24 protein-coding genes are annotated in these 20,358 nt (G+C 34.6%); 19 read left to right on the top strand and 5 right to left on the bottom strand.

Annotated elements, in window-relative coordinates; all coding sequences use genetic code 11:
* Positions 1–178: 178 nt before the first annotated feature.
* Both ACM6F9_RS14800 and ACM6F9_RS14795 read right to left on the bottom strand, forming a co-directional pair.
* Positions 179–1,969, bottom strand: coding sequence for a metallophosphoesterase family protein (locus ACM6F9_RS14800; protein ID WP_414846411.1), 1,791 nt, complete (start codon positions 1,967–1,969; stop codon positions 179–181).
* A gap of 73 nt (positions 1,970–2,042) precedes the next feature.
* Positions 2,043–2,834, bottom strand: coding sequence for a hypothetical protein (locus ACM6F9_RS14795; protein ID WP_414846410.1), 792 nt, complete (start codon positions 2,832–2,834; stop codon positions 2,043–2,045).
* 377 nt (positions 2,835–3,211) lie between these two features.
* Between ACM6F9_RS14795 and ACM6F9_RS14790 the strand changes: the two genes are divergently transcribed.
* The 14 genes from ACM6F9_RS14790 (at position 3,212) to ACM6F9_RS14725 (ending at position 12,788) form a co-directional block, all read left to right on the top strand.
* Complete coding sequence (locus ACM6F9_RS14790) at positions 3,212–3,400, top strand: hypothetical protein (protein ID WP_414846409.1); 189 nt, start codon at positions 3,212–3,214, stop codon at positions 3,398–3,400.
* A 47-nt stretch (positions 3,401–3,447) separates the two neighbouring features.
* Positions 3,448–5,097: an ATP-binding protein gene (locus tag ACM6F9_RS14785; RefSeq protein ID WP_414846408.1), complete on the top strand. Its 1,650-nt coding sequence runs from the start codon at positions 3,448–3,450 to the stop codon at positions 5,095–5,097.
* A 10-nt stretch (positions 5,098–5,107) separates the two neighbouring features.
* The gene (locus tag ACM6F9_RS14780) at positions 5,108–5,770 is read left to right on the top strand and encodes a DUF5932 domain-containing protein (RefSeq protein ID WP_414846407.1); all 663 of its coding nucleotides are present in this window, start codon (positions 5,108–5,110) and stop codon (positions 5,768–5,770) included.
* A 118-nt stretch (positions 5,771–5,888) separates the two neighbouring features.
* Positions 5,889–6,554, top strand: a complete 666-nt coding sequence (locus tag ACM6F9_RS14775; protein WP_414846406.1) for a response regulator — start codon at positions 5,889–5,891, stop codon at positions 6,552–6,554.
* Positions 6,555–6,692: 138 nt separating this feature from the next.
* Positions 6,693–6,899: a hypothetical protein gene (locus ACM6F9_RS14770; RefSeq protein WP_047426254.1), complete on the top strand. Its 207-nt coding sequence runs from the start codon at positions 6,693–6,695 to the stop codon at positions 6,897–6,899.
* A gap of 10 nt (positions 6,900–6,909) precedes the next feature.
* The gene (locus tag ACM6F9_RS14765) at positions 6,910–7,248 is read left to right on the top strand and encodes a YegP family protein (protein WP_414846405.1); all 339 of its coding nucleotides are present in this window, start codon (positions 6,910–6,912) and stop codon (positions 7,246–7,248) included.
* A gap of 4 nt (positions 7,249–7,252) precedes the next feature.
* A complete protein-coding gene (locus tag ACM6F9_RS14760) occupies positions 7,253–8,323 on the top strand; it encodes a type I restriction endonuclease (RefSeq protein ID WP_414846404.1) in 1,071 nt (356 codons plus the stop codon).
* A 2-nt stretch (positions 8,324–8,325) separates the two neighbouring features.
* On the top strand, positions 8,326–8,853 hold the full coding sequence (locus tag ACM6F9_RS14755) for an SH3 domain-containing protein (protein ID WP_414846403.1): 528 nt from the start codon (positions 8,326–8,328) through the stop codon (positions 8,851–8,853).
* Positions 8,854–8,868: 15 nt separating this feature from the next.
* Positions 8,869–9,495, top strand: a complete 627-nt coding sequence (locus tag ACM6F9_RS14750; protein ID WP_414846402.1) for a PH domain-containing protein — start codon at positions 8,869–8,871, stop codon at positions 9,493–9,495.
* A gap of 3 nt (positions 9,496–9,498) precedes the next feature.
* Positions 9,499–9,714, top strand: a complete 216-nt coding sequence (locus ACM6F9_RS14745; RefSeq protein ID WP_414846401.1) for a TM2 domain-containing protein — start codon at positions 9,499–9,501, stop codon at positions 9,712–9,714.
* Between the two features lie 8 nt (positions 9,715–9,722).
* The gene (locus ACM6F9_RS14740) at positions 9,723–10,124 is read left to right on the top strand and encodes a DUF6804 family protein (RefSeq protein ID WP_414846400.1); all 402 of its coding nucleotides are present in this window, start codon (positions 9,723–9,725) and stop codon (positions 10,122–10,124) included.
* A 5-nt stretch (positions 10,125–10,129) separates the two neighbouring features.
* Complete coding sequence (locus ACM6F9_RS14735; RefSeq protein WP_414846399.1) at positions 10,130–10,537, top strand: hypothetical protein; 408 nt, start codon at positions 10,130–10,132, stop codon at positions 10,535–10,537.
* Positions 10,538–10,543: 6 nt separating this feature from the next.
* Positions 10,544–11,884: a beta-carotene 15,15'-monooxygenase gene (locus ACM6F9_RS14730; RefSeq protein ID WP_414846398.1), complete on the top strand. Its 1,341-nt coding sequence runs from the start codon at positions 10,544–10,546 to the stop codon at positions 11,882–11,884.
* A gap of 10 nt (positions 11,885–11,894) precedes the next feature.
* Complete coding sequence (locus ACM6F9_RS14725) at positions 11,895–12,788, top strand: hypothetical protein (RefSeq protein ID WP_414846397.1); 894 nt, start codon at positions 11,895–11,897, stop codon at positions 12,786–12,788.
* 61 nt (positions 12,789–12,849) lie between these two features.
* Here the strand turns inward: ACM6F9_RS14725 and ACM6F9_RS14720 are convergent, their stop codons facing one another.
* The 3 genes from ACM6F9_RS14720 to ACM6F9_RS14710 form a co-directional block, all read right to left on the bottom strand.
* Entirely contained in the window at positions 12,850–13,299 is a 450-nt protein-coding gene (locus tag ACM6F9_RS14720) for a GNAT family N-acetyltransferase (RefSeq protein WP_414846396.1), read from the bottom strand.
* Entirely contained in the window at positions 13,292–13,915 is a 624-nt protein-coding gene (gene yihA, locus ACM6F9_RS14715) for a ribosome biogenesis GTP-binding protein YihA/YsxC (RefSeq protein ID WP_105702231.1), read from the bottom strand. Before yihA ends, ACM6F9_RS14720 begins: the two co-directional genes overlap by 8 nt.
* Before the next feature lie 63 nt (positions 13,916–13,978).
* Positions 13,979–14,740, bottom strand: a complete 762-nt coding sequence (locus ACM6F9_RS14710; RefSeq protein ID WP_414846395.1) for an alpha/beta fold hydrolase — start codon at positions 14,738–14,740, stop codon at positions 13,979–13,981.
* Between the two features lie 272 nt (positions 14,741–15,012).
* Between ACM6F9_RS14710 and mraZ the strand changes: the two genes are divergently transcribed.
* From mraZ to ACM6F9_RS14685, 5 genes are all read left to right on the top strand, one after another.
* On the top strand, positions 15,013–15,471 hold the full coding sequence (mraZ, locus tag ACM6F9_RS14705; RefSeq protein WP_414846394.1) for a division/cell wall cluster transcriptional repressor MraZ: 459 nt from the start codon (positions 15,013–15,015) through the stop codon (positions 15,469–15,471).
* 49 nt (positions 15,472–15,520) lie between these two features.
* Entirely contained in the window at positions 15,521–16,414 is an 894-nt protein-coding gene (rsmH, locus tag ACM6F9_RS14700; RefSeq protein ID WP_414846393.1) for a 16S rRNA (cytosine(1402)-N(4))-methyltransferase RsmH, read from the top strand.
* Positions 16,415–16,480: 66 nt separating this feature from the next.
* Positions 16,481–16,846 carry an FtsL-like putative cell division protein gene (locus ACM6F9_RS14695; protein ID WP_034693891.1) on the top strand — a complete coding sequence of 122 codons (366 nt, stop codon included), beginning with the start codon at positions 16,481–16,483 and terminating at the stop codon, positions 16,844–16,846.
* Entirely contained in the window at positions 16,830–18,821 is a 1,992-nt protein-coding gene (locus tag ACM6F9_RS14690; RefSeq protein ID WP_414846392.1) for a penicillin-binding transpeptidase domain-containing protein, read from the top strand. The genes ACM6F9_RS14695 and ACM6F9_RS14690 overlap by 17 nt, the downstream gene beginning before the upstream one ends.
* Positions 18,822–18,878: 57 nt before the next feature.
* The gene (locus tag ACM6F9_RS14685; RefSeq protein WP_414846391.1) at positions 18,879–20,339 is read left to right on the top strand and encodes a UDP-N-acetylmuramoyl-L-alanyl-D-glutamate--2,6-diaminopimelate ligase; all 1,461 of its coding nucleotides are present in this window, start codon (positions 18,879–18,881) and stop codon (positions 20,337–20,339) included.
* Positions 20,340–20,358: the final 19 nt, after the last annotated feature.

Genomic DNA, 20,358 nt, shown 5'->3' with positions numbered 1-20,358 from the left:
AGAATGCAATTTCTTGTATTTAATCACCGCAAAATATTTTAAAGCAGTTAGTATTAGCAATGTCACGCTGAACGGAGTAGAAGCATTTTAATTTTAAACATGAATAATACTAATACTTTTTACGAATGACCACAAACATTCTACTGGCATAAACCGAATCTTTACAGAGCAATATGACTTATAGCTTTCTTATTTCTTTCCTCTTCAAATCTATTTCAAAATGATCTGAAGGATCTCCATGGGAAAGCAGGGAAAGAATTTTAAAAACAGATTTCAACTGCTGAACAAATGGGTCATCTTTCGAGTCGTGTTCCTTGTACAATCTTTCCAATAACAGGTACTGCCTAAGTTTTTCCTCAGAAATATCCTTTTCTGCGAGTTCATCAGCCGATTGAAATTTGTACAGATCCAGCAACAGATCATCAAAAGACCATTTTTTAAAGTCTTCAGAAGTGATTCTTTTTTCTTTTAGTTGATTTTTATTTTGAACGAATAACAAAAGATCTTCTCCATTTAAATTTTTAGTTTTTTCAATAAAATCTTTTGGCCAGTCATCCGGAATCATCCGCAGACGAACCAGTTCTTTTAAATGAAAGAGCATGAAATCGTGATAGGATTTTGTCTTTAGAATATCCTTATTCCATAGTATTTTACCTGTGCTGCTTTGCAAAGCCTCATATTCTTTTTCATACAAAGGAAACAATTCATCGAAACGGGGAACTTCATTTAAAACTTCGGTGGTCACTTCCATTTTATCAGGAGATTGAATGGTCAGAATTTTATATGCAGGCAGATAGGCCGCCAATGATGGTACCTGAACATTCACTAAAATGTTATCTCCTTCCCTTCTGATTCCTGTATCATTAATATGCATATGACCTGCAAAATGAATCTGTAAACCTGCTTCAGCAAATACTTTTGCTACTTCTTCCTGAGGAACACGTTCCAATTGCCACTTTTTATCACCTAACAAACTTTTAATCTCCTGCGTTGCTCCATCATTGAAATCAATCATAGGGTAATGGGTAAATGCAATCAGGGTTTTATTGTTTTTCTTTGCTTCAACAGCCAGTTGTTTTACCCATTGGATTAAATGCTGTTTGTTCGTCAATACATTATTATAGCCAATGCTTGCTCCTTTATAGTTGGAAACATTTCCAGAACTTTCATTGATATTTTTAGGGATGTAGGTATTACCGTCAATTGCAATCATCCAAACATCTTTCACAGGTTCAACAACATAACTTAAATCCGGAACAGAAAAGCCTTTGGCAACTTCATACATTCTTTGATGATAATCCGCCGACTCTAACGCTTTTTTATACGTATAGTTATTAAAAGAATCATGATCAAAAGGGGTACTCCAGTACAAATCCTCTGCTTTAGGATAGAAACCGAAATCTTTCAATTCATTTAAAATTTCAAGATACCCGGATTCGGCAATATCTTTTGTGATCACTTTATTCGCTGATTTTCCGACATTTCCATTACTGTAAATCCCCATCGCTTTTCCATCCTTTCCAAGAAAATCATCTTTTCCCCCTTCATTTCTGAAAGGCCCTACCGGATCATGATTCCCTGTTGTCAAATAAAAACGAATTCCATATTTCTGATGATACTGTCCTAAAATAGCATGCAGTCCGCGAAGATTATAAGCCTGCCCGTCATCTGAAAAATCGCCGGGCATGGCTACAATTTTAATTCCTTTTGCCGCAATATCATCCAGCGCCTTGAGAAAAGCAAAATAATTCTCATTGAAAATCCTTGTAGAATGCAGTTGAGAATCCATCGTTCTCAGAATAGTACGCTTTCCTGTTTTAGGATTTATAATTCCTTTAAAATCATGATCCGAAAAATTCCCGTAGAGATCCTGGAAATGAACATCAGAAAGAAATGCTATCTTAACAGGTTTCTGTGCCGATAGAAACGCAGCTATAAAAATGAAACAGGAAAATATTATTTTATTCATCTTAAAATAAGACGAAATTACAGGAATAGCGAGGGAGTTATTTTAATTGAATTTTAAATAATTGTGAAGGAAATCACTTTCCTTTACCATAAGTATTAATCATATGATCAGTTGCCAGTTTTAATTCTTTATTATTGTCTGGATTAACTCCGTCCATTGTAAAAAAATTAACCTCATTATTATATTTAGAACACCATACCTTTCTTGAGGAATTTCCAAGGGTTAATGTATCAGGTCTTGTAATCTTCTTAAAATGATTAAACAAATCCTTATCCATTGCTATACTTTGATAAGTTGGCCCAATAAAATTTTCATCTGTTGCAATATATCTTTCCCCGTTCCAATACATATATTTTTTATCAATATCCAACTTTCCTCCTATTATTCCCCTAACTACATTTCCAAAACCAGAAATATCTTTTTTGCTATTAGAAAAAGCAACACTTCCTGTAAGAAGAAGAAATATAAATGCAAATTCTGCAATTCCAAAACCATTTTTAACTGCAGATGGCCAAGTAATTACCGGTTTATTGGTAATATTAATAACTATTTTAGAAACAGTATGATTAATTGCATATTCTATCGTCTTCCATTCTAAGCAATAATTCAAAAAGCTATCATAATCAATATACTTGCAAAGGTCATCTAATATTGCTCTTTTTATATTATAATCTTCTTCATTCTCAACAATTGATTTATAGTATGTTTCAAAAGACTTATAAGTTAATGTGATGTTATAATCATCTTTTAAAGATCTTTCAATATGTTTTGCAATTCCTGTAAATGAAGTTTCTACAGCTTCTTGTGTTCCTTTTTCATAAACTTCCTCCAATAGCTTTTTCTTCTGTGGTAAAAATTTAGACATAACTGTGACTATTATTGGACCAAAGTAGGAAAAAAAAAGTAGGAAAAAATGCGGAAACCCGTAATAATCAAATAAATAAACTTTCCAAAAACTTTCCAAAAACTTTCTCACCCTTACCTTCCTTTCTGCTGCATCTTTGCATCAGAGATCAGTGAGATACTAAAAAAATAAACAAAAAATCAAAACTCTGATTTCAAAAATCACCAGATAAAACGGAGGAAAACTCCGGGTTGGGAAGCAGATGTTTCTCCTCCGTTTTTGAAGGTTCACTTCCCAAAAAATTTAGAAGCGCTTCAATTTTTTTAAACGTATAACACTATCTGCGATCTGCTTCGCAGGGAAGAATACGAATGCTTTAACAATAAATTTTTTGAAAAATGATCGAAATTATATTGATGCTATTCGGATTAGCATTCTCAAACAATACTGCCAACGCAACAACAACCAGTGATAATAACCCAACAACTGTAACAACACAATCTCAAGGAGAGTCTTCAGATACAGGAGAGACAGGGGGAAGTGACACGGGAGGAGATACAGGCCCTGTTCTACCACCTAAAAAATAGAAAAACAAACCGTTCTTTATTAGAGCGGTTTTTTTTATTTTAGTGAGATGATACGATATCTATTTTTTATTCTGTTATTTTTTATTTCTTGTGAAAAGAAAACAGCAATTCATAATGCTCCAGAAGCAGATAAATTATATGATGAGGGAATCAATCTTCTCCTCAAAGATAATGTTGAAGCTTATAAAAAGTTTCAGGAAGCTTTAAATTATTATTATAAAACAAGAGATTCTTCTAATATTTCTAAAAGTTTGATATGCCAAGCCATAGCTCAAAAATATACTGGTGATATATTTGGAGCAGAAGCTACCTTAGTAGATGCACTAACTTTTATGAAAAAAGGAGATGAAAGTCTTTATTCTGCATATAGTACTCTTGGAGAGATAAAATATGCCCAAAAAGAATATGCTTCTTCGGAAGAATGGTACGCTAAAGGCCTTTCTGAAAAAAATACGTCTCAAAAGGATAAATTTGATATGCTTAATAATAAAGGAGCGGCTGAATATAGACAAAAGAAATATTCAGAGGCTTTAAAAACACTACAAAGTATAGACCTTAAAAAGGTAAATAATATCAATCTAAAAAACAGGATAAAAGAAAATATTGTATATACTCAATGGCTTCAAGATAAAAATTACCCTGCCCAATCAGAATTTGAAGACCTCCTAAAACTCAAGTTAAAAAACAATGACAATTGGGGAGCAAATTCTAGCTATTCTCATCTAGCTGAAATAAATCAGGATAGCAATCCTAAAAGCTCTTTATATTATGCATTGCAAATGCTTAATACAGCTGAAAAAATAAAAAGCCCTGACGATAGACTTGAAGCAATAGAAAAAATATCATTAGTTGACAATCCTTCTAATGCTATTAAAAACTTTAAACAATACAAACATCTATCAGACAGTATTCAAAGCTATAAAAATGACAATAGAAACAGATTTGCTTATATAAAATATGATGGTGAAAAGAAAGAGATAGAAAACCAAAGATTAAAGGGTGAAAAGATTGAGAAGGAAGTTCAGCTATTATGGCAATATTTTATTTCAGGGTTACTTGTTGCTCTACTAATCATTATTATCATTTTATATAAGAAAAGACAAAAAAAGCTTCAACAAGAAAAAGAAATCGAAATAAAAAACACCCAGCTCAAGATGTCTAAAAAGGTTCATGATGTAGTTGCCAATGGGATTTATCAGGTGATGGCAAAGATTGAAAACCAAGAAGATTTTGACCGGGATAAAGCACTTGACGAACTGGAATTTGTGTATGAAAAATCAAGGGATATATCCTATGATAAAATTGGCGAAGAAAAAGAGTTCAGTAAAGTAATTTCAGAACTTATTGCCTCCTTCAATAGTGAAACAGTAAAAACATTTACAGCAGGAAATAGCCCTGCAATTTGGGAACCTATTTCTTCTACAGCTAAAGAGGAAGTTTATCAAATGATTCGCGAACTAATGGTGAATATGAAAAAGCACAGCCATGCCAGCCATGTGGCCGTGAAGTTTGAAAAAATAAACAACCTTCTTGAAATTCAATACAAAGACAATGGAATAGGAATTTCCGGAGATCTTATTTACAAAAATGGACTGCGCAATACGGCATCCCGCATAGAAACGATTAACGGAACGATTACTTTTGACACAAAAATTGAAAAAGGGCTGAAAGTAAATCTTTCATTTCCGGCTTCCTAATCCTATACCCATGTTCAAAAAAGTTTTAATCGTTGAAGACCAGGAAATAATGAACCAGGGAATCCTGAATACGATAAAGGAATTAAATATCCCTGATTTTGATTACGTAATGTATTGTGACGAAGCTTTAAGCAGGATAAAAACAGCTTTAGAAAAGAAAAGCCCTTATGATCTTCTTATTGCTGATCTGTCGTTTGAAAAAGATCATATTCCTCAGCAGCTTCGTTCCGGGCAGGAGCTTATTTATGAGGCAAAAAAGGTTCAGCCTGAGTTAAAAACAGTCGTATTTTCTGTAGAAAAGAAAGCCAAAATAATTGATGATCTTTACAAAACATATAAAGTTGATGGATTTGTAAGCAAGGCAAGACGTGATGGGCAAGACCTGAAAAGCACAATACGGAAAATCTTTAATGGAGAGATTGTAATTCCTCAGGAAGTTATCAATACAATGCGTCATATTTCTTCTGAATTTGATGTGTATGATATGAAATTAATTGAGCTGCTTGCTAAAGGACACAAACAAAGTGAAATAAGTACCTATTTGAAAGAACACCGAATGGCACCTTACGGCATCAGATCTATTGAAAAAAGATTGAATGAACTCCGTGACAGTCTTGGCGCAAAAAACAATATTGAGATGATCGTAACCTGTAAAGATATTGGCCTCATCTGATCAAATCTGATGAAAAGGTTATTTTTTCGCTTTATTTACGGGATCACGTAATGATGAAAAAATAAATGAATATACTTTTGAGGTCTTAACCTATTTTTTTTAATTAAATCGTATAACCATGTTCAAAAAAGTTTTAATTGCCGAAGACCATGAAAGCATCAATATTTCCGTTCAGAAAACCCTTGAAGAACTGAACATTCCCAACGTAGATTATGTATACTATTGTGATGATGCCATAGGAAAAATACAGAAAGCGTTACGGGAAGAAAACCCCTATGACTTGTTGATTACAGATCTTTATTATGAGGAGGATCATCATGAACAGAATCTTAAAGATGGAAAAGACCTCATCAGAAAAGCAAAAGAGATACAACCCAACCTTAAAGTCATTGTATTTTCGGCGGAACATAAAACGGGGGTAATAGAAAATCTTTTTTCAGATTATCAAATTAACGGTTATGTTCGTAAAGCCAGAAACGATTCAAAAGACTTAAAAAAGTCAATTACCTCTGTATACATTGGCGAAGACTATTTATCTTTTGATCTGAAACAGGATATGAAAAAGTTCAATAGCTACGAGTTTTCTACGTTTGACATTACTCTTGTTTCCCTCCTTTCTAAAGGAGTCTTACAGAAAAATATCCCTATACATCTCGAAGAGAGAAATATTAAACCGGCCAGCCTCAGCAGTGTGGAAAAAAGATTAAACAGTCTGAAAGAAGACCTGCAAATAAATAGCAATGAGCAGCTGGTGGCTTTCTGCAAGGATATTGGGATTATATAAAAACATTTCATTTCACATACAACCTTTCAAATTTTTTGAAAGGTTTTTTTATTTTTTGCCCATTTTACGGTTTTCCGTAATGAACCAGAATTTAATGCTCATATTTTTGGAATGTTAAAACAATAAACAATTTTTATTATGAAAAAGTACTATGTAAACAAAAAAGCTCAAGCAAATGGAGACCATGAAGTACATCATGAAAACTGTATATATCTCCCGAGCATTGATAACAGAAAATATTTAGGTCAGTTTTCGTCTTGTAAAGATGCAGTAAGAGAAGCAAAAAGAGATTATTCGAAAGCGAATGGCTGCAAAACGTGTTCTAACGAATGTCACACAAGTTAAAATAGTAATCATGGGAAAATTTATCATCACACAAAGAATCAACAACGAGTATCAGTTTAATCTGAAAGCCGGAAATGGCGAAATTATTTTAACGAGCGAAGGATATGTCCAGAAAGCATCTTGTCAAAAAGGAATTGAATCTGTAAAAATAAATTCACAAGACCTTTCGAGATACGACAAAAGAGTGGCTAAAAACGGAAAAGATTATTTCGTGTTAAAAGCAAGAAACGGAGAAATCATTGGGAACAGTCAAATGTACAGTTCAAAATCCGGACTGGAAAATGGTATTGCATCCGTAAAATCAAATGCTCCAACGGCAGAAATCGTTGACGAAACTTTAAAAAAATAATACTATGGATCTCAAAATTAAACTTGATCAGTTACATCAGAAAGTAATTGGACTGAAGGAACAGATAGGAACAGAAGAAGCTACAAAAAATGCCTTTGTAATGCCTTTCATACAAATTCTGGGTTATGATATTTTCAATCCCACGGAAGTTGTCCCTGAATACATTTGCGACATTGGGACGAAAAAAGGAGAAAAAGTTGATTATGTTATCAAAAATAACGATGAACCCATCTTCATTATCGAATGTAAACATTGGAAAGAAAGTGCAGATGCTCACAATTCGCAGCTACACAGATATTATCATGTTTCGAAAACGAGATTTGGTGTTTTGACCAATGGTATAGTATATAACTTTTATACAGATCTTGAGAAACCTAATATTATGGATGAAAAACCATTCTTCACCATTAATATTGAGGATTTAAAAGACAGTTCCATTAAAATTCTGGAAAGCTTCACGAAGAAAGATTATAATCTGGAGAGTATCCTTGATTCTGCAGAAGCATTAAAGTATATCAAGGCCATCAGAAAAGAATTCGAAAAAGAGATAGAAAACCCATCTGATGAATTGGTAAAACTATTGGTGAACCGTTTCTTTGAAAAGCCTTTAACAGCCAACAGAATGCTTTCCTTTAAAGAATATGCTAAAAAAGCTTTAACGACTTCTATTAATGAATCTATCAGCTTTCGATTAAAATCTGCATTAAGCATTAATGAACAAATAGAAAAAAGAGAAGACGATATAAAAACATCACAACCCGTTGATGAGAATAATGATTCTAAGATTGTAACAACTGAAGAAGAGTTGGAAGGTTTTCAAATTATAAAAGCGATTCTGAGAGAAAAGATTCCTTCTTCCAGAATTGCTTACAGAGATACCCTTTCATATTTCGGAGTTTTGTTGGATGATAACAATAGAAAGCCGATTTGCAGACTACACTTTAATACAGCTAATAAATATTTAGAAACTTTCCATAACGGAAAAGAGGCAGGAGAAAAGATTTTATTGAACACTCTCGATGAAATTTATAATTACAGGAATCAGCTTCATCAGACCCTGGAAAACTACAATTAACCATGAAAAAGCTAGTACCTTTCATTATATTGACCTTCAGTTTATTTTTTTTAAATTCTTGTCTGAAGGCCAATGACAATGTAGAACATGGTGGAAGATGTACAGGTTCTTCCTATTGCACGGCTTGTTCCAACTGTTCAAGATGTGCGCACTGCAGTGGTGGTGGAACCTGTGGCGTTTGTGGAGGCGGATCTTCCGGAAGAAGCTCATCATCTGGCAGTTCTGGTAAAAAAAGTAAGTCTGGAAAATACAAACCTTCTGATTCTTATAAATCCTCCAAAACAAAATCAAGTAAACCACCAAAAGTATTTATTGATGAAGTTAATTTCAATATTAATTCCAACAACAGATACATTGCAGGAATAGAAGCAACAAATATTTACGAGAAACCCTCTCTAAAATCTAAAATAATAGCAACGGTGCCTAAAAAAGCCAAGCTAATTCAACTTTCCAAAGAAGGCTCGTGGTACAAAGTACAAGTCAAATCAAGTGGAAAAACAGGATATGTTTATTATAAAGATGTAAAATAATCAAAACGAAATAGTATGAACTTAAAGAATTTTTTAAATGAGGAACAGGATCCTCAGGCTGTTGAAAAGCTTTTAGGAAGGATCAACAGTCTTCTTACCTCACAAGAAGTTGTAGAATACATAGCTGTTCAGAAAAAACCTGTAATCAATTTATCTCCAGATTGTATTGCTCTAACCAATAGAAGAATTATTTTCTGTAGGCCTAAAAATTTCGGCTTATCAATGGATTTTCAGGATTACAGCTGGGTAGATATAGCTGATTGCCACATCAAGGAAGGAATTGTGGGCGCTACGTTTATCATGAGAACAACAAACGGTTTCACCAATATGATGGATTATCTACCTAAAAACCAAGCCAGAAAACTATACCAGTTTGCACAGGAAGTAGAAGAAAGAATGCGCGGTCTGAGAAGAGAAAAAAATCTTGAAACTTTGAGAGCATCAGCAGGAGGAGTTACTGTGAACAATGCTACTCCTATCATCGCACAACCTCAACAATTTCAGGAAGAGAAAAAGCCATTGTTAATAGAAAATGAAGATCCTTTTGCATTATTGCAGAAGCTAAAAGACCTAAAGGAGAACGGAATAATTTCTCCTGAAGAATTTGAAACAAAAAAGAACGAAGTTTTATCAAGAGTTTAAATTATGAAATCAAAATCTACCGCCGCATTACTTGCTTTTTTCCTGGGAGGATTAGGCATTCACAGATTTTACTTAGGTCAAAATGGTATGGGAATACTTTATCTGGTATTTTGCTGGACTTTCATTCCCGCATTAGTTGCTTTTTTTGATTTCTTCGTACTTATTTTTATGTCTGAAAACCGTTTCAATTGTAAATATAATTTCAAAACAGGATTTTAAACAGCATTATGAAACCATTTCTCACCTTCTGTGCGTTATGTTGTTTCATCGGTATTTTCAGACTTCCTATAGAATATTATACTTTCCTCAGAATTCTCATTTCCATCGGAGCTTTATTAGTTTTATATAATACTTTAAGCTTTAAACAACACTATTTCAGTATAATTTTTCTGATCATTCTTATTCTTTTCAACCCTGTTTTCCCCATTTATCTGTATCGAAAAAGTATTTGGATCCCCATTGATACCATAACGGGAATTCTGTTCTTACTGATCAATTTCATAGAAAGAAAAGGACAAAAAAAGGAAGAAGAAACTACCGAAGAAACCACAGAACCTTCAATGCCCATTCATCAAAGAACTGTTTCAAGAGACAGAATAATCAATCCTAGAAAAACAAAAGAAGAATAATCACCATGGAAAACAGTCAAATAACAGAAAATCTCAAAGCTCATTTCTTAAGATTGTATCAAATGGCAATCTGTGATGACGACTTCAGTTCATTAGAGCTCAAAATGCTTTATAGATGCGCTGAAGAAAGAGGAATACCCTCAAAAAACTTAGATGAAATTCTTTTAAATCCGATCAATTTTAAATCATCAGTTCCGCAAACTATCGAAGAAAAAGTAGATTATTTATATGATCTCACAGTCATGATCTGGGCAGACGGAGTTGTTTCTCCCAATGAATATTCTACGATGCAGAAATATGTTGTGATGTTTGGATTTTTGGAAGAAAATGTAACGGCAATTGTAGATTATCTCATTGAAGCCGTAAGAATCGGAAAGAACAAAAGTGAAATTTTATATGAATTAAAAAACTAACTCATCATGGACACTACAAGTATAAAAAATTTATTTAAACTCAAATCTGTTCCGATAGAATCTAAACCGGAACCGCTTCCTCAAAATAATGACAATCTGAACGGTGAATCTCTGGAAGAAACCCGAAAAAGAACTTATCATGAATCAGGGTATAGAGATAGCTCACGAACCAACGGAAATCATTCTACCCTATCCATATGTCTTGATGCTGTTTATTCCAAATTTCAGAATGAAGAAAAGGAAATGGTAGAAAAGCAACAAAAGCTCAAAGAAGCATATGTGAATGAACAGAAAAATAGGGAAACCGAGATCAAAGCTTTATTTGTTTCACAAGAGACCAAAGATGAACAGCTAAAAACCAAAGACTCTGAAGTCAAAAGTCACCAACATACTATTGAAAATTTAAAAGCTGAAATCCTTGACCTTCCCAGAAACCCAGAAAAATATAATGTAAAAGCTTCAAAAGGAGCATCTGCAAAATTCTGGATAGGTTTTATTCTTTTAATCCCTATAAGTTTATATTTATTGACATTTTATATTTCAACTTCATATTCTGCATTTTTTAAAAGCTTTGATGCAAAAAGTACGGTTATTCAAAGTGTTTTAGATGCACAAGCTTTCAGCAAAGCCTGGAATGAAGGAGCTATTGAAGGAGCTTTTGTCACCCTAATTCCATTTGTCTTTCTAGGATTGGGATTTTTGATTCACATGTTTAATGAAAATAAAACTAGTGCCAATTACATTAAATTAGGTTTATTATTTATTGTAACCTTTGTTTTTGATTCTATTCTAGCTTATGAAATTGAATCAAAATTATATGAACTCAATAAAACGTTTGATTCTCCTCCTTTCGATCTCAAAATAGCTTTCACTAAAATTCAGTTTTGGGGAATTATTTTTGCCGGATTTATTGTATACATTATTTGGGGTGTAGTTTTCGATTTTGTCATGAAAGAACTTCGTGAAAAGGATAAGATTAAAAACGAACAGGAAATCAGACAAAAAAGAATTGAATTCTTTCAGGAAAAGATCAATCTTTTGAAAAAAGAAATCGAAGAAATCCTTGCCAGTATCGGAACAATAAAAGAAACCGTTATCAAAACACGAGGAAGAATTGAAGAGCTTCAAAATATTATTGACGGGGTTATTATTCCGACCAAAGATTACAAATTGTATGCTTCGGAATATGTTCAGGGCTGGATCACTTTTATCGGTGAAAAAATAGCAGTATCAAGAACTGAAAAACAAACGTTGATTGATGACTGCATTGCTACTTACAATACCAATTTAGAAACCGTAGGTGCTAATTCCGACAATCAGAATTTAGTGTATTTATCATCTTTATAACTGAAAAATTATGAAAAAGGTATTCTATTTATTTTTTATTATTTCTTTGCTTTCTTGCTGTAAAGAACCACCTCCACCGCCTTGTACAAATTGTCCACCGCCAGTTGATTCTAATAATATTAATCTTAGTATTTTAATTGATTTATCAGACAGAATTGATCCCGTAACCAATCCCAATCCTACAATGCAGTATTTTCAACGGGATGCAGAATATATTAAAGCTATTGAAAAAGGATTTTTAAACCATATTAAATCCAAAAAAATCATCACCTACGATGATCAGATGCAGGTTTTCTTCAACCCGGAACCTTCTGACCCTAAGATAAATGATTTCACAAAAGAGCTTAAAGTTTCTTTTAATAAAGATATTCCCAAAAGTTATTTCGATTCCGTAGATAAAAAATATTCTGAATTACCTTTAAACATTTATCAGTCAGCTATAAAAGACGGAAAATTTGTAGGCTCGGATATCTGGGAATTCTTTAAAAATAAAGTCAATGATTATTGTATAAAACAAGACAAAAGAAATATTCTGTTCATTTTGACGGATGGATATATGTACCATGAAAACACCAAGTTTGAAGAAAAAAAGGAAAACTCACACAAAACGTCCTATCTAACAACTAAACTTGTAAAAACTAACAACCTAACTACCTCAGGCTTCAAAGATACCATTGAAAAAAACGGCTATGGCTTTGTAAAAGCAAATGAAAACCTTAGTAATCTCGAAGTCATCGTTTTAGGAATCAATCCCGAAAAGGGAAATCCTTTTGAAGAAGCGGTTATTAAAGAATATTGGCAAAATTGGTTTAAAGAAATGAAAATCAAAAGGTATCAGATCAAATCTGCCGACCTTCCTTCCAATCTGGAGCCGATCATCTTAAAAGCGATCTCAGGAAAGTAAAAGCACATCCAATCTATATTTAATTATCAAAAAAAGCGAAGAAATTTATTCTTCGCTTTTCTTATTTTCTTATCATTTCCGTATGCGGAATATCGTCTTCAAGATATTTTTTGCCCGTATCTTCAAATCCGAAACCACTGTAAAATCTCAATAAATAATCCTGTGCGGATATTTTGATTTCAGAAGTATGAAAACGGTTTTCTATTGTTTCTATAGCGTATTGTATCAGCTGTTTTCCCAAACTTTTTCCTCTCGCCTGTTCTGTCGTTAGAACCCGGCCGAAAGAAGTTTCATCATATTTTATCCCCTTGTCAAATACACGGCAGTAAGCCAGTACCTGCCCGTCTTCTTCCGCCCAGATATGAATTCCTTTCTGATCATAATTATCCAGATCAGGATAAGGACAGTTCTGTTCAATAACAAAAACATCAATACGCGCCTTCAGTACTGCATATAGTTCAGGAACCGTAAACTCATCAAATGTTTTAATTTTCCAGACCATATTACTCATCGAAGCTTATATTATTATTTGTTAAAAACTCGTTTGTCTTTTGGATAAAATCAAGAATTTTATCTCCACCCTCTTTCTTTTCCGCTGAAGTAATATATAGTTCAGGAAGATCTTCCCAGCTTTTATGAAGCTCGGTTTTATAATCTTCAACATTTTTGATCACAACATTTGGCTTTAGCTTATCCGCTTTTGTGAAAACAATTGAAAATGGAATCCCACTCTCTCCACACCATTGGATAAATTCAAGGTCGATTTTCTGCGGATTATGTCTCGAATCTACCAATACAAATAGATTCACCAGATTTCTTCTGTTTAGAATATAATTGGTGATCAGCTTTTCAAAATCCTTTCGCTGAACTTTTGAAACTTTTGCATACCCATATCCTGGTAAATCAGTAAGGTACCAGTTTTCATTTACCAAAAAATGATTGATCAGCTGGGTTTTCCCCGGAGTTCCCGAAGTTTTAGCCAAATCTTTATGATTCATCATGGCATTAATCAGTGATGATTTTCCTACGTTCGACCTTCCGATAAAAGCATATTCGGGAATACTTGGTTCAGGGCATTCCTGCCATTTTCCACTACTCTTTACAAACTCTGCTGTCTTGATAATCATTTTTGAATGTATTTTAGAAAAATAAACCATTAAGAAAAGCTCTTAATGGTCATTTATATGTTTTTAAACTTTATCTTTTATCCAGTTGTACAGGATCTCATTGAATTCATCTGGTTTTTCCATCATGGCGGCATGGCCACATTTATCAATCCAGAATAATTCGGAATTAGGAATAAACTTATGCATATCTTCTGCCACTTCCGGAGGAGTTACATTATCCTGCTTACCCCAGATCAGACACGTAGGTGTCACAATCTTCGGAAGATCATTCAACATATTGTGTTTGATGGCACTTCTTGCCAACATTACTGTTTTTATTCCTTTCATTCTATCATTTACCACCCCGAAAACTTCATCTACAAGATCTTCTGTTGCAATCTTTGGATCATAGAAAACTTCTTCAGTCTTCTTTCTGATATAAGATCGGTCATTTTTTCTCGGGAAACTGTCTCCAAAAGTTCTTTCATACAATCCGGAACTTCCTGTAAGAACAAGATTCTTTACCAAATCCGGTCTTGCCAAAGTCAAGATAAGCCCTACATGCCCTCCCATTGAGTTTCCTACAATAGAAACAGGTCCCTCAATATGACTTTCTATAAACTTGATAATATATTTTGCGATAGTGGTAAGATTCGTATTGAGTACCGGCAGATCATAGATCGGCAACTGAGGAACATATACTTTGAAGCCTCTATCCGAAAAAAAATCTACCATTTTATCGAAATTACTCAAACCACCCATTAACCCGTGCAACAGCACTAATGGATGTCCTTCTCCCGCTTCTACATAGGAATATTTCTTTTCTTTTTTCGTACTAAATATCATAAAACGCCTTAATAAAGCCCTGCAAAAATACAAATTAAACCTCAAAAAAATTTTGATTATCCTAATTTAAGATAAAAATAATATAATATTCTCCTTTTTAACCTTTTTTTTCAAAACCGCTTTATTATGGCTTAAATAACACTTTTAGCAAACGTCTTCATATCAGCATTTTACATTATTGAAATTCAATCTTTAATAAAACTTATTAACATTGAGTCAAAAAGTGGGAAAAAGTGGGAAATTTTGGAAATTATTATATAAATTTGTCCCAAATGAAAAATTTCATTGGGACATATGAGTGCAAAATTGACGACAAAGGCCGCTTGAAAGTTCCTTCATCTTTAATCAAACAGATGGAAAACTTCGAAGACAAGGCATTTGTAGTCAAAAGATCTGTGTTCCAACCTTGTCTGGAAGTCTATCCTATGAATGCATGGGACAAACTGATGGGCAAAATTAATAAACTGAACAGATTCATAAAAAAGAATGCTGATTTCATACGAATGTTTACAGCAGGAGTAAAGACAGTAGAATTGGATAATGCAGGAAGATTACAGATCTCAAAAGACCTGACGATTTTTGCAAGTCTTCAAAAAGATATTGTGATTACCAGTGCTGGAGAGCTCTTCGAAATTTGGGATAAAGATGCCTATGAAAAGGTAATCTCCACCAATGAAGCTGATTTTGCAAGCCTGGCCGAAGATGTAATGGGCTCTTTCGATGAAGAATAACTGTAGGTTATTAATTGATTATAGTATTAAATAAAAAACACAATTAAGCATGTATCATAACCCCGTTTTGTTGAAGCAGAGTGTTGATGATTTGGTGACGAATCCTGACGGAATATATGTGGACTGCACCTTTGGAGGCGGAGGCCATTCAAGAGAAATCTTGAGCAGACTTTCCGACAAAGGGAGATTGTTCAGTTTTGATCAGGACCTGGATGCACTTAAAAATACAATTGATGATCCCAGATTTACATTGGTTAATCAGAATTTCAGGTTTCTGGAAAACTCATTACTGATGTACGGAGCTCCTCAGGTGGATGGTGTTTTGGCTGACCTGGGTGTTTCATCCCATCAGTTTGATGAAGCAGACAGAGGCTTTTCCACAAGAAGCAATGCTCCTTTGGATATGAGAATGAATGTGATGCAGAATCTGGATGCCAAAAGAGTAATTAATGAATATGAAGAAAGTGAACTTGCAGACCTTTTCTACCATTACGGAGAATTAAGAGAAGCAAGAAAACTGGCAAGAGAAATCGTTCATCACAGAAAAACGAAAAGTATAGATACTACGGAAGATCTGAAAAAATTGTTCAGCTATATTCCGCCTCACAAAGTGAATAAGTTCTATGCTCAGCTTTTTCAGGCGATAAGAATTGAAGTAAACCAGGAACTTGAAGTATTAAAAGAAATGCTGGTTCAGGCTTATAATGTTTTAAAACCGGAAGGAAGATTAGTCGTTATTTCTTACCACTCTCTGGAAGACCGTTTGGTAAAAAGATTCCTGAAAAACGGAATGTTCGAAGGAGAACCGGAAAGAGATATCTACGGAAATTATAAAAAGGCATTCGAATTGATAAAGAGTAAAGCAATCATTCCTGATGATCAGGAGATCGAAGAAAACTCAAGAGCAAGAAGTGCCAAGATGAGAACAGGAATTAAAGTATAAACGATAAATCATAAGTGATAAGTGATATCAATTATCTTTTATCATTAATCAATTATAAAAAAAGCTGTGGCTAAAAGAACAACAAATCGCCCCCAGAAAAGACTCACTTTTATAGATATTATAAAAGGAAACTTTCTGAATCGTGATGAGATCAAAATACATTACAGGTATTTTCTCCTCTTGTTTGTTCTGATGATGGCCATGATTTATACGAACCATCTCGTCAATAAAAAGATAAAAATTGTAAACGCCTTAAAGGAAGAAACAGAAGAATATAAATCGAGAAATGCTTACGCCCAGAGTAAGCTGATCAAAGTAAAAATGGAATCAGAGCTGGGGAAAGAGGTCGCCCGGGATTCGTTAATGACCCTGGAAAACCACCCTCATAAATTGCTAATAAAACTGGACAGTACAGATGCAAAAGCAAAATGAATACGACAATAAACGTAAGAAAACGTTACGATGGGGCTACCTCTTTGCAGTGGTAGCTTTGTGCGTGTTTGTCATGTTCCTGGCAAGAATTGTTATCCTACAGAACACTAATGTTCAGGAAATAAAAGATGATTACATTAATAAAAACTATCGTGAGGCTACTTTGAAAGCTGCCCGCGGGAACCTTTTTGCGTCTGACGGTTCTATTCTCGCTACAACAGTGATGAGATATGACATCTATCTTGACTTCAAAACAATGAAAGATACGGTGTATACGAACAACATTGGAGCACTGACTGATTCCCTGAGCAAAATGTTTGGAAAATCCAGAGGAGAATTCAGACAGAAGTTTGATGAGCAGAAGAAAAAGAAAAACCAGTATTATACTCTGGTAAAAGGACTGGATTTCGATCAATACGACAGAATCCGAAAGTTCCCGATCTTCAAAAGAGGAAAAAATAAAGGAGGATTTATCGTTGACAGAAACTATAAAAGAGAATTGGCCACTTCAGAAATCGGAGCCGGAACCATCGGTATGGATAACGGAGAGCTTAGATCAGGACTGGAAGGTGCTTTCTCAAAATATTTAACCGGAACAGACGGAAAAAGATTAGAACAGAGAATCAATTCTTCCCAGTGGAAACCTATTGACTTCTGGAAAGTTCAGGAACCTGTAGATGGAGAAGATGTGTATACTACCTTAGACCTTAGAATTCAAGACATTGCACACTCCGCATTGGAGAAGCAACTGATTAATTTCGAAGCTAAACACGGAACTGTAATCGTCATGGAAGTGGAAACCGGAAAAGTACGTGCTCTTGTTAACCTAAGAAGAACAGAAGAAGGAGAATACGAAGACTCTTACAACTACGCTTTGAAAGATAATATTGAGCCCGGATCTACCTTTAAAACCATTTCGCTTCTGGCGGCAATGGATGATGGATTTATCGATGAAAACACAACGGTAAACGTAGGAAACGGAGTTTGGGTATATGCAAAACAGAGAATCTCTGACGGCCACGGAGGAGGAACTTATGACATCAGTGATGTATTGGCAAAGTCCAGCAACGTAGGAACTTCAAAGCTGATCACAAAATATTATGCAGAAAAGCCTCAGATTTTCCTTGACCATCTGAAACGTTGGAAATTATTCGATAAAATGGACATCGAACTTCCGGGAATTACAAAACCAAAGATCGTAACACCACAAAATAAAAGATGGAATGCCGCAACATTAGCTTCTATCTCTTACGGATACTCTTCTAACATCAACCTGTTGCAATTAACAACCTTCTACAACGGAGTTGCCAACGGAGGTAAAATGCTTAAGCCTTTATTCATTGATAAAATCATGAAAGACGGAAAAGTAATGTACAGCGCCAAGCCTGAAGTAATGGTGAACAAAATGGCTTCTGAAAAAGCCATTAAAATGATGACCAGCGCTTTAACCAAAGCCGTAGAAAAAGGAACAGGGCGAAGCATCTTTACCCCTAACCTGAAAATGGCAGGGAAAACAGGTACCGCAAGATTTGAATACTGGCTGCCTGGCCCAATGAAGTATAGAGCATCCTTTGCAGGATTTTATCCGGCAGATGCACCAAAATATACGTGCTATGTGATGATCAGTGAACCCAATACCGCAAAAGGATTTTATGGAGGTTCCGTTTCAGCACCGGTGTTTAAAGAAATTGCAGGAAAGACCTTCCTGAAAACACCTCAGAATATTGAAAAAGAAATGCTGGTAGACAAAAAGGTAAACCTGAGCAAAATGGTGGAACCTAATGTGAAAGTAGCAGTCAATGATAAGCAAATGCCTAATGTAGTAGGATTAATCGGGAAAAACGTAATTCCGCAGTTAGAAAACTTAGGCTACCGTGTTGATTATAAAGGAGTAGGAAGAATTAAAGAACAATTCCCTCTGGAAGGCACAACGATTAGTAAGAACCAGAGAATTTATTTGTCTCTGCAAAATTAAAACAAGGTTTCGAAAGGAACATTTAAACCAAAATAGGGCAAAGCCTTATTGATAAAGATGATTATAACAGAATTAGTAAACAGAATCCCAGTACTGGAAATTCACGGTGACAACAACCGTGACGTGACTGAATTGGTGATCGACAGCAGAAAGGTTACAGAAAACTCTCTTTACATTGCAATGAGAGGAACAGTGGTGGATGGGCATTCATTCATTGCATCTGCTATTGAAAAAGGTGCTGCCGCAATTGTTTGCGAAGAATTCCCTGAGACATTGGTGGAAAATGTGACCTATGTTCAGGTAAAAGACTCATCTAAAACCTTAGGTCACCTTGCCTCTAATTTCTATGGAAATCCTTCTCAGAAACTGAAACTGATTGGAGTTACAGGAACTAATGGAAAAACATCCGTTTCTACCCTACTTTTTGACGTTTTCAAAAATCTGGGATATGAATCAGCTTTACTATCTACTGTAGAGATCAGAATTGGTGAAGAAATAATTCCGGCAACCCACACTACTCCTGATGTAATTACGATCAACAGGATTTTAGCTGAAGCCGTAGAAAAAGGATGTGAATTTGCTTTCATGGAAGTAAGCTCACACGGAATTGCCCAAAACAGAATTGAAGGATTACACTTCAAAATAGCAGGCTTTACCAACCTTACTCATGATCATTTAGATTATCATAAAACATTCGAAGAATATTTAAAAACAAAGAAAAGATTCTTCGATCAGTTAGAAGATACAGCCATCGCCATCACCAATGTAGATGACAAAAATGGTAATGTCATGCTTCAGAACACGAAGGCTACCAAAAAGTCTTATGCTTTGAAAACCATGGCAGATTATCACGGAAAATTGTTGGAAGTAGACTTCAACGGAATGCTGTTGAACTTCAACGGAAAAGAATTCTGGACAACGATTACCGGGAAATTCAATGTATATAATCTGTTGCTTGTATTCGGGATTGCTGAAGAACTGGGTTTCGAGCAAGATGAAATTCTTCAGGCTATCAGCAAATTAAAAAGAGTATCCGGAAGATTTGAAACCTTCAAATCCGATGGTGGAATTTTCTTTATCGTAGACTATGCACATACTCCGGATGCCTTGGAAAATATTCTGGACAGCATCAACGATATCAGAACCAAAAACGAAAGATTAATCACCGTTTTCGGATGCGGAGGAGACAGAGATCACTCCAAAAGACCTGAAATGGGAAATATTGCCACCAAAAAATCAACGCTGGCGATCATCACTTCAGATAATCCGAGAACAGAAGATCCTGCACAGATCATCAAAGAAATTGAAGCAGGTGTTGAACCTCAAAACTTCAGCAAATACACTTCAATTCCGGACAGAAAAGAGGCTATAAAAATGGCTATAAAGTTTGCAGAACCTAAAGATATTGTCTTAGTTGCCGGAAAAGGCCACGAGGCTTATCAGGACATAAATGGTGTGAAACATCATTTTGATGACAAAGAAGTAATTAATGAGCTTTGGAAATTAATGAGCAAGTAAATTATAAACGATAATTGAT

The sequence above is a fragment of the Chryseobacterium sp. IT-36CA2 genome (genome assembly GCF_949767875.1).
Lineage (GTDB): Bacteria > Bacteroidota > Bacteroidia > Flavobacteriales > Weeksellaceae > Chryseobacterium.
This window is presented reverse-complemented; position numbering and strand designations above follow the sequence as displayed.

What these genes read in the sequence shown, in the direction of transcription:
- ACM6F9_RS14710 (WP_414846395.1), bottom strand. Translation starts at nt 14,740, where the DNA reads ATGATATTTAGTACGAAAAAAGAAAAGAAATATTCCTATGTAGAAGCG.
- ACM6F9_RS14785 (WP_414846408.1), top strand. Translation starts at nt 3,448, where the DNA reads ATGATACGATATCTATTTTTTATTCTGTTATTTTTTATTTCTTGTGAA.
- ACM6F9_RS14765 (WP_414846405.1), top strand. Translation starts at nt 6,910, where the DNA reads ATGGGAAAATTTATCATCACACAAAGAATCAACAACGAGTATCAGTTT.
- yihA (WP_105702231.1), bottom strand. Translation starts at nt 13,915, where the DNA reads ATGATTATCAAGACAGCAGAGTTTGTAAAGAGTAGTGGAAAATGGCAG.
- ACM6F9_RS14755 (WP_414846403.1), top strand. Translation starts at nt 8,326, where the DNA reads ATGAAAAAGCTAGTACCTTTCATTATATTGACCTTCAGTTTATTTTTT.
- ACM6F9_RS14690 (WP_414846392.1), top strand. Translation starts at nt 16,830, where the DNA reads ATGCAAAAGCAAAATGAATACGACAATAAACGTAAGAAAACGTTACGA.
- ACM6F9_RS14775 (WP_414846406.1), top strand. Translation starts at nt 5,889, where the DNA reads ATGTTCAAAAAAGTTTTAATTGCCGAAGACCATGAAAGCATCAATATT.
- rsmH (WP_414846393.1), top strand. Translation starts at nt 15,521, where the DNA reads ATGTATCATAACCCCGTTTTGTTGAAGCAGAGTGTTGATGATTTGGTG.
- ACM6F9_RS14740 (WP_414846400.1), top strand. Translation starts at nt 9,723, where the DNA reads ATGAAACCATTTCTCACCTTCTGTGCGTTATGTTGTTTCATCGGTATT.
- ACM6F9_RS14790 (WP_414846409.1), top strand. Translation starts at nt 3,212, where the DNA reads ATGATCGAAATTATATTGATGCTATTCGGATTAGCATTCTCAAACAAT.
- ACM6F9_RS14760 (WP_414846404.1), top strand. Translation starts at nt 7,253, where the DNA reads ATGGATCTCAAAATTAAACTTGATCAGTTACATCAGAAAGTAATTGGA.
- ACM6F9_RS14730 (WP_414846398.1), top strand. Translation starts at nt 10,544, where the DNA reads ATGGACACTACAAGTATAAAAAATTTATTTAAACTCAAATCTGTTCCG.
- mraZ (WP_414846394.1), top strand. Translation starts at nt 15,013, where the DNA reads ATGAAAAATTTCATTGGGACATATGAGTGCAAAATTGACGACAAAGGC.
- ACM6F9_RS14745 (WP_414846401.1), top strand. Translation starts at nt 9,499, where the DNA reads ATGAAATCAAAATCTACCGCCGCATTACTTGCTTTTTTCCTGGGAGGA.
- ACM6F9_RS14725 (WP_414846397.1), top strand. Translation starts at nt 11,895, where the DNA reads ATGAAAAAGGTATTCTATTTATTTTTTATTATTTCTTTGCTTTCTTGC.
- ACM6F9_RS14780 (WP_414846407.1), top strand. Translation starts at nt 5,108, where the DNA reads ATGTTCAAAAAAGTTTTAATCGTTGAAGACCAGGAAATAATGAACCAG.
- ACM6F9_RS14750 (WP_414846402.1), top strand. Translation starts at nt 8,869, where the DNA reads ATGAACTTAAAGAATTTTTTAAATGAGGAACAGGATCCTCAGGCTGTT.
- ACM6F9_RS14795 (WP_414846410.1), bottom strand. Translation starts at nt 2,834, where the DNA reads ATGTCTAAATTTTTACCACAGAAGAAAAAGCTATTGGAGGAAGTTTAT.
- ACM6F9_RS14720 (WP_414846396.1), bottom strand. Translation starts at nt 13,299, where the DNA reads ATGAGTAATATGGTCTGGAAAATTAAAACATTTGATGAGTTTACGGTT.
- ACM6F9_RS14735 (WP_414846399.1), top strand. Translation starts at nt 10,130, where the DNA reads ATGGAAAACAGTCAAATAACAGAAAATCTCAAAGCTCATTTCTTAAGA.
- ACM6F9_RS14685 (WP_414846391.1), top strand. Translation starts at nt 18,879, where the DNA reads ATGATTATAACAGAATTAGTAAACAGAATCCCAGTACTGGAAATTCAC.
- ACM6F9_RS14800 (WP_414846411.1), bottom strand. Translation starts at nt 1,969, where the DNA reads ATGAATAAAATAATATTTTCCTGTTTCATTTTTATAGCTGCGTTTCTA.
- ACM6F9_RS14770 (WP_047426254.1), top strand. Translation starts at nt 6,693, where the DNA reads ATGAAAAAGTACTATGTAAACAAAAAAGCTCAAGCAAATGGAGACCAT.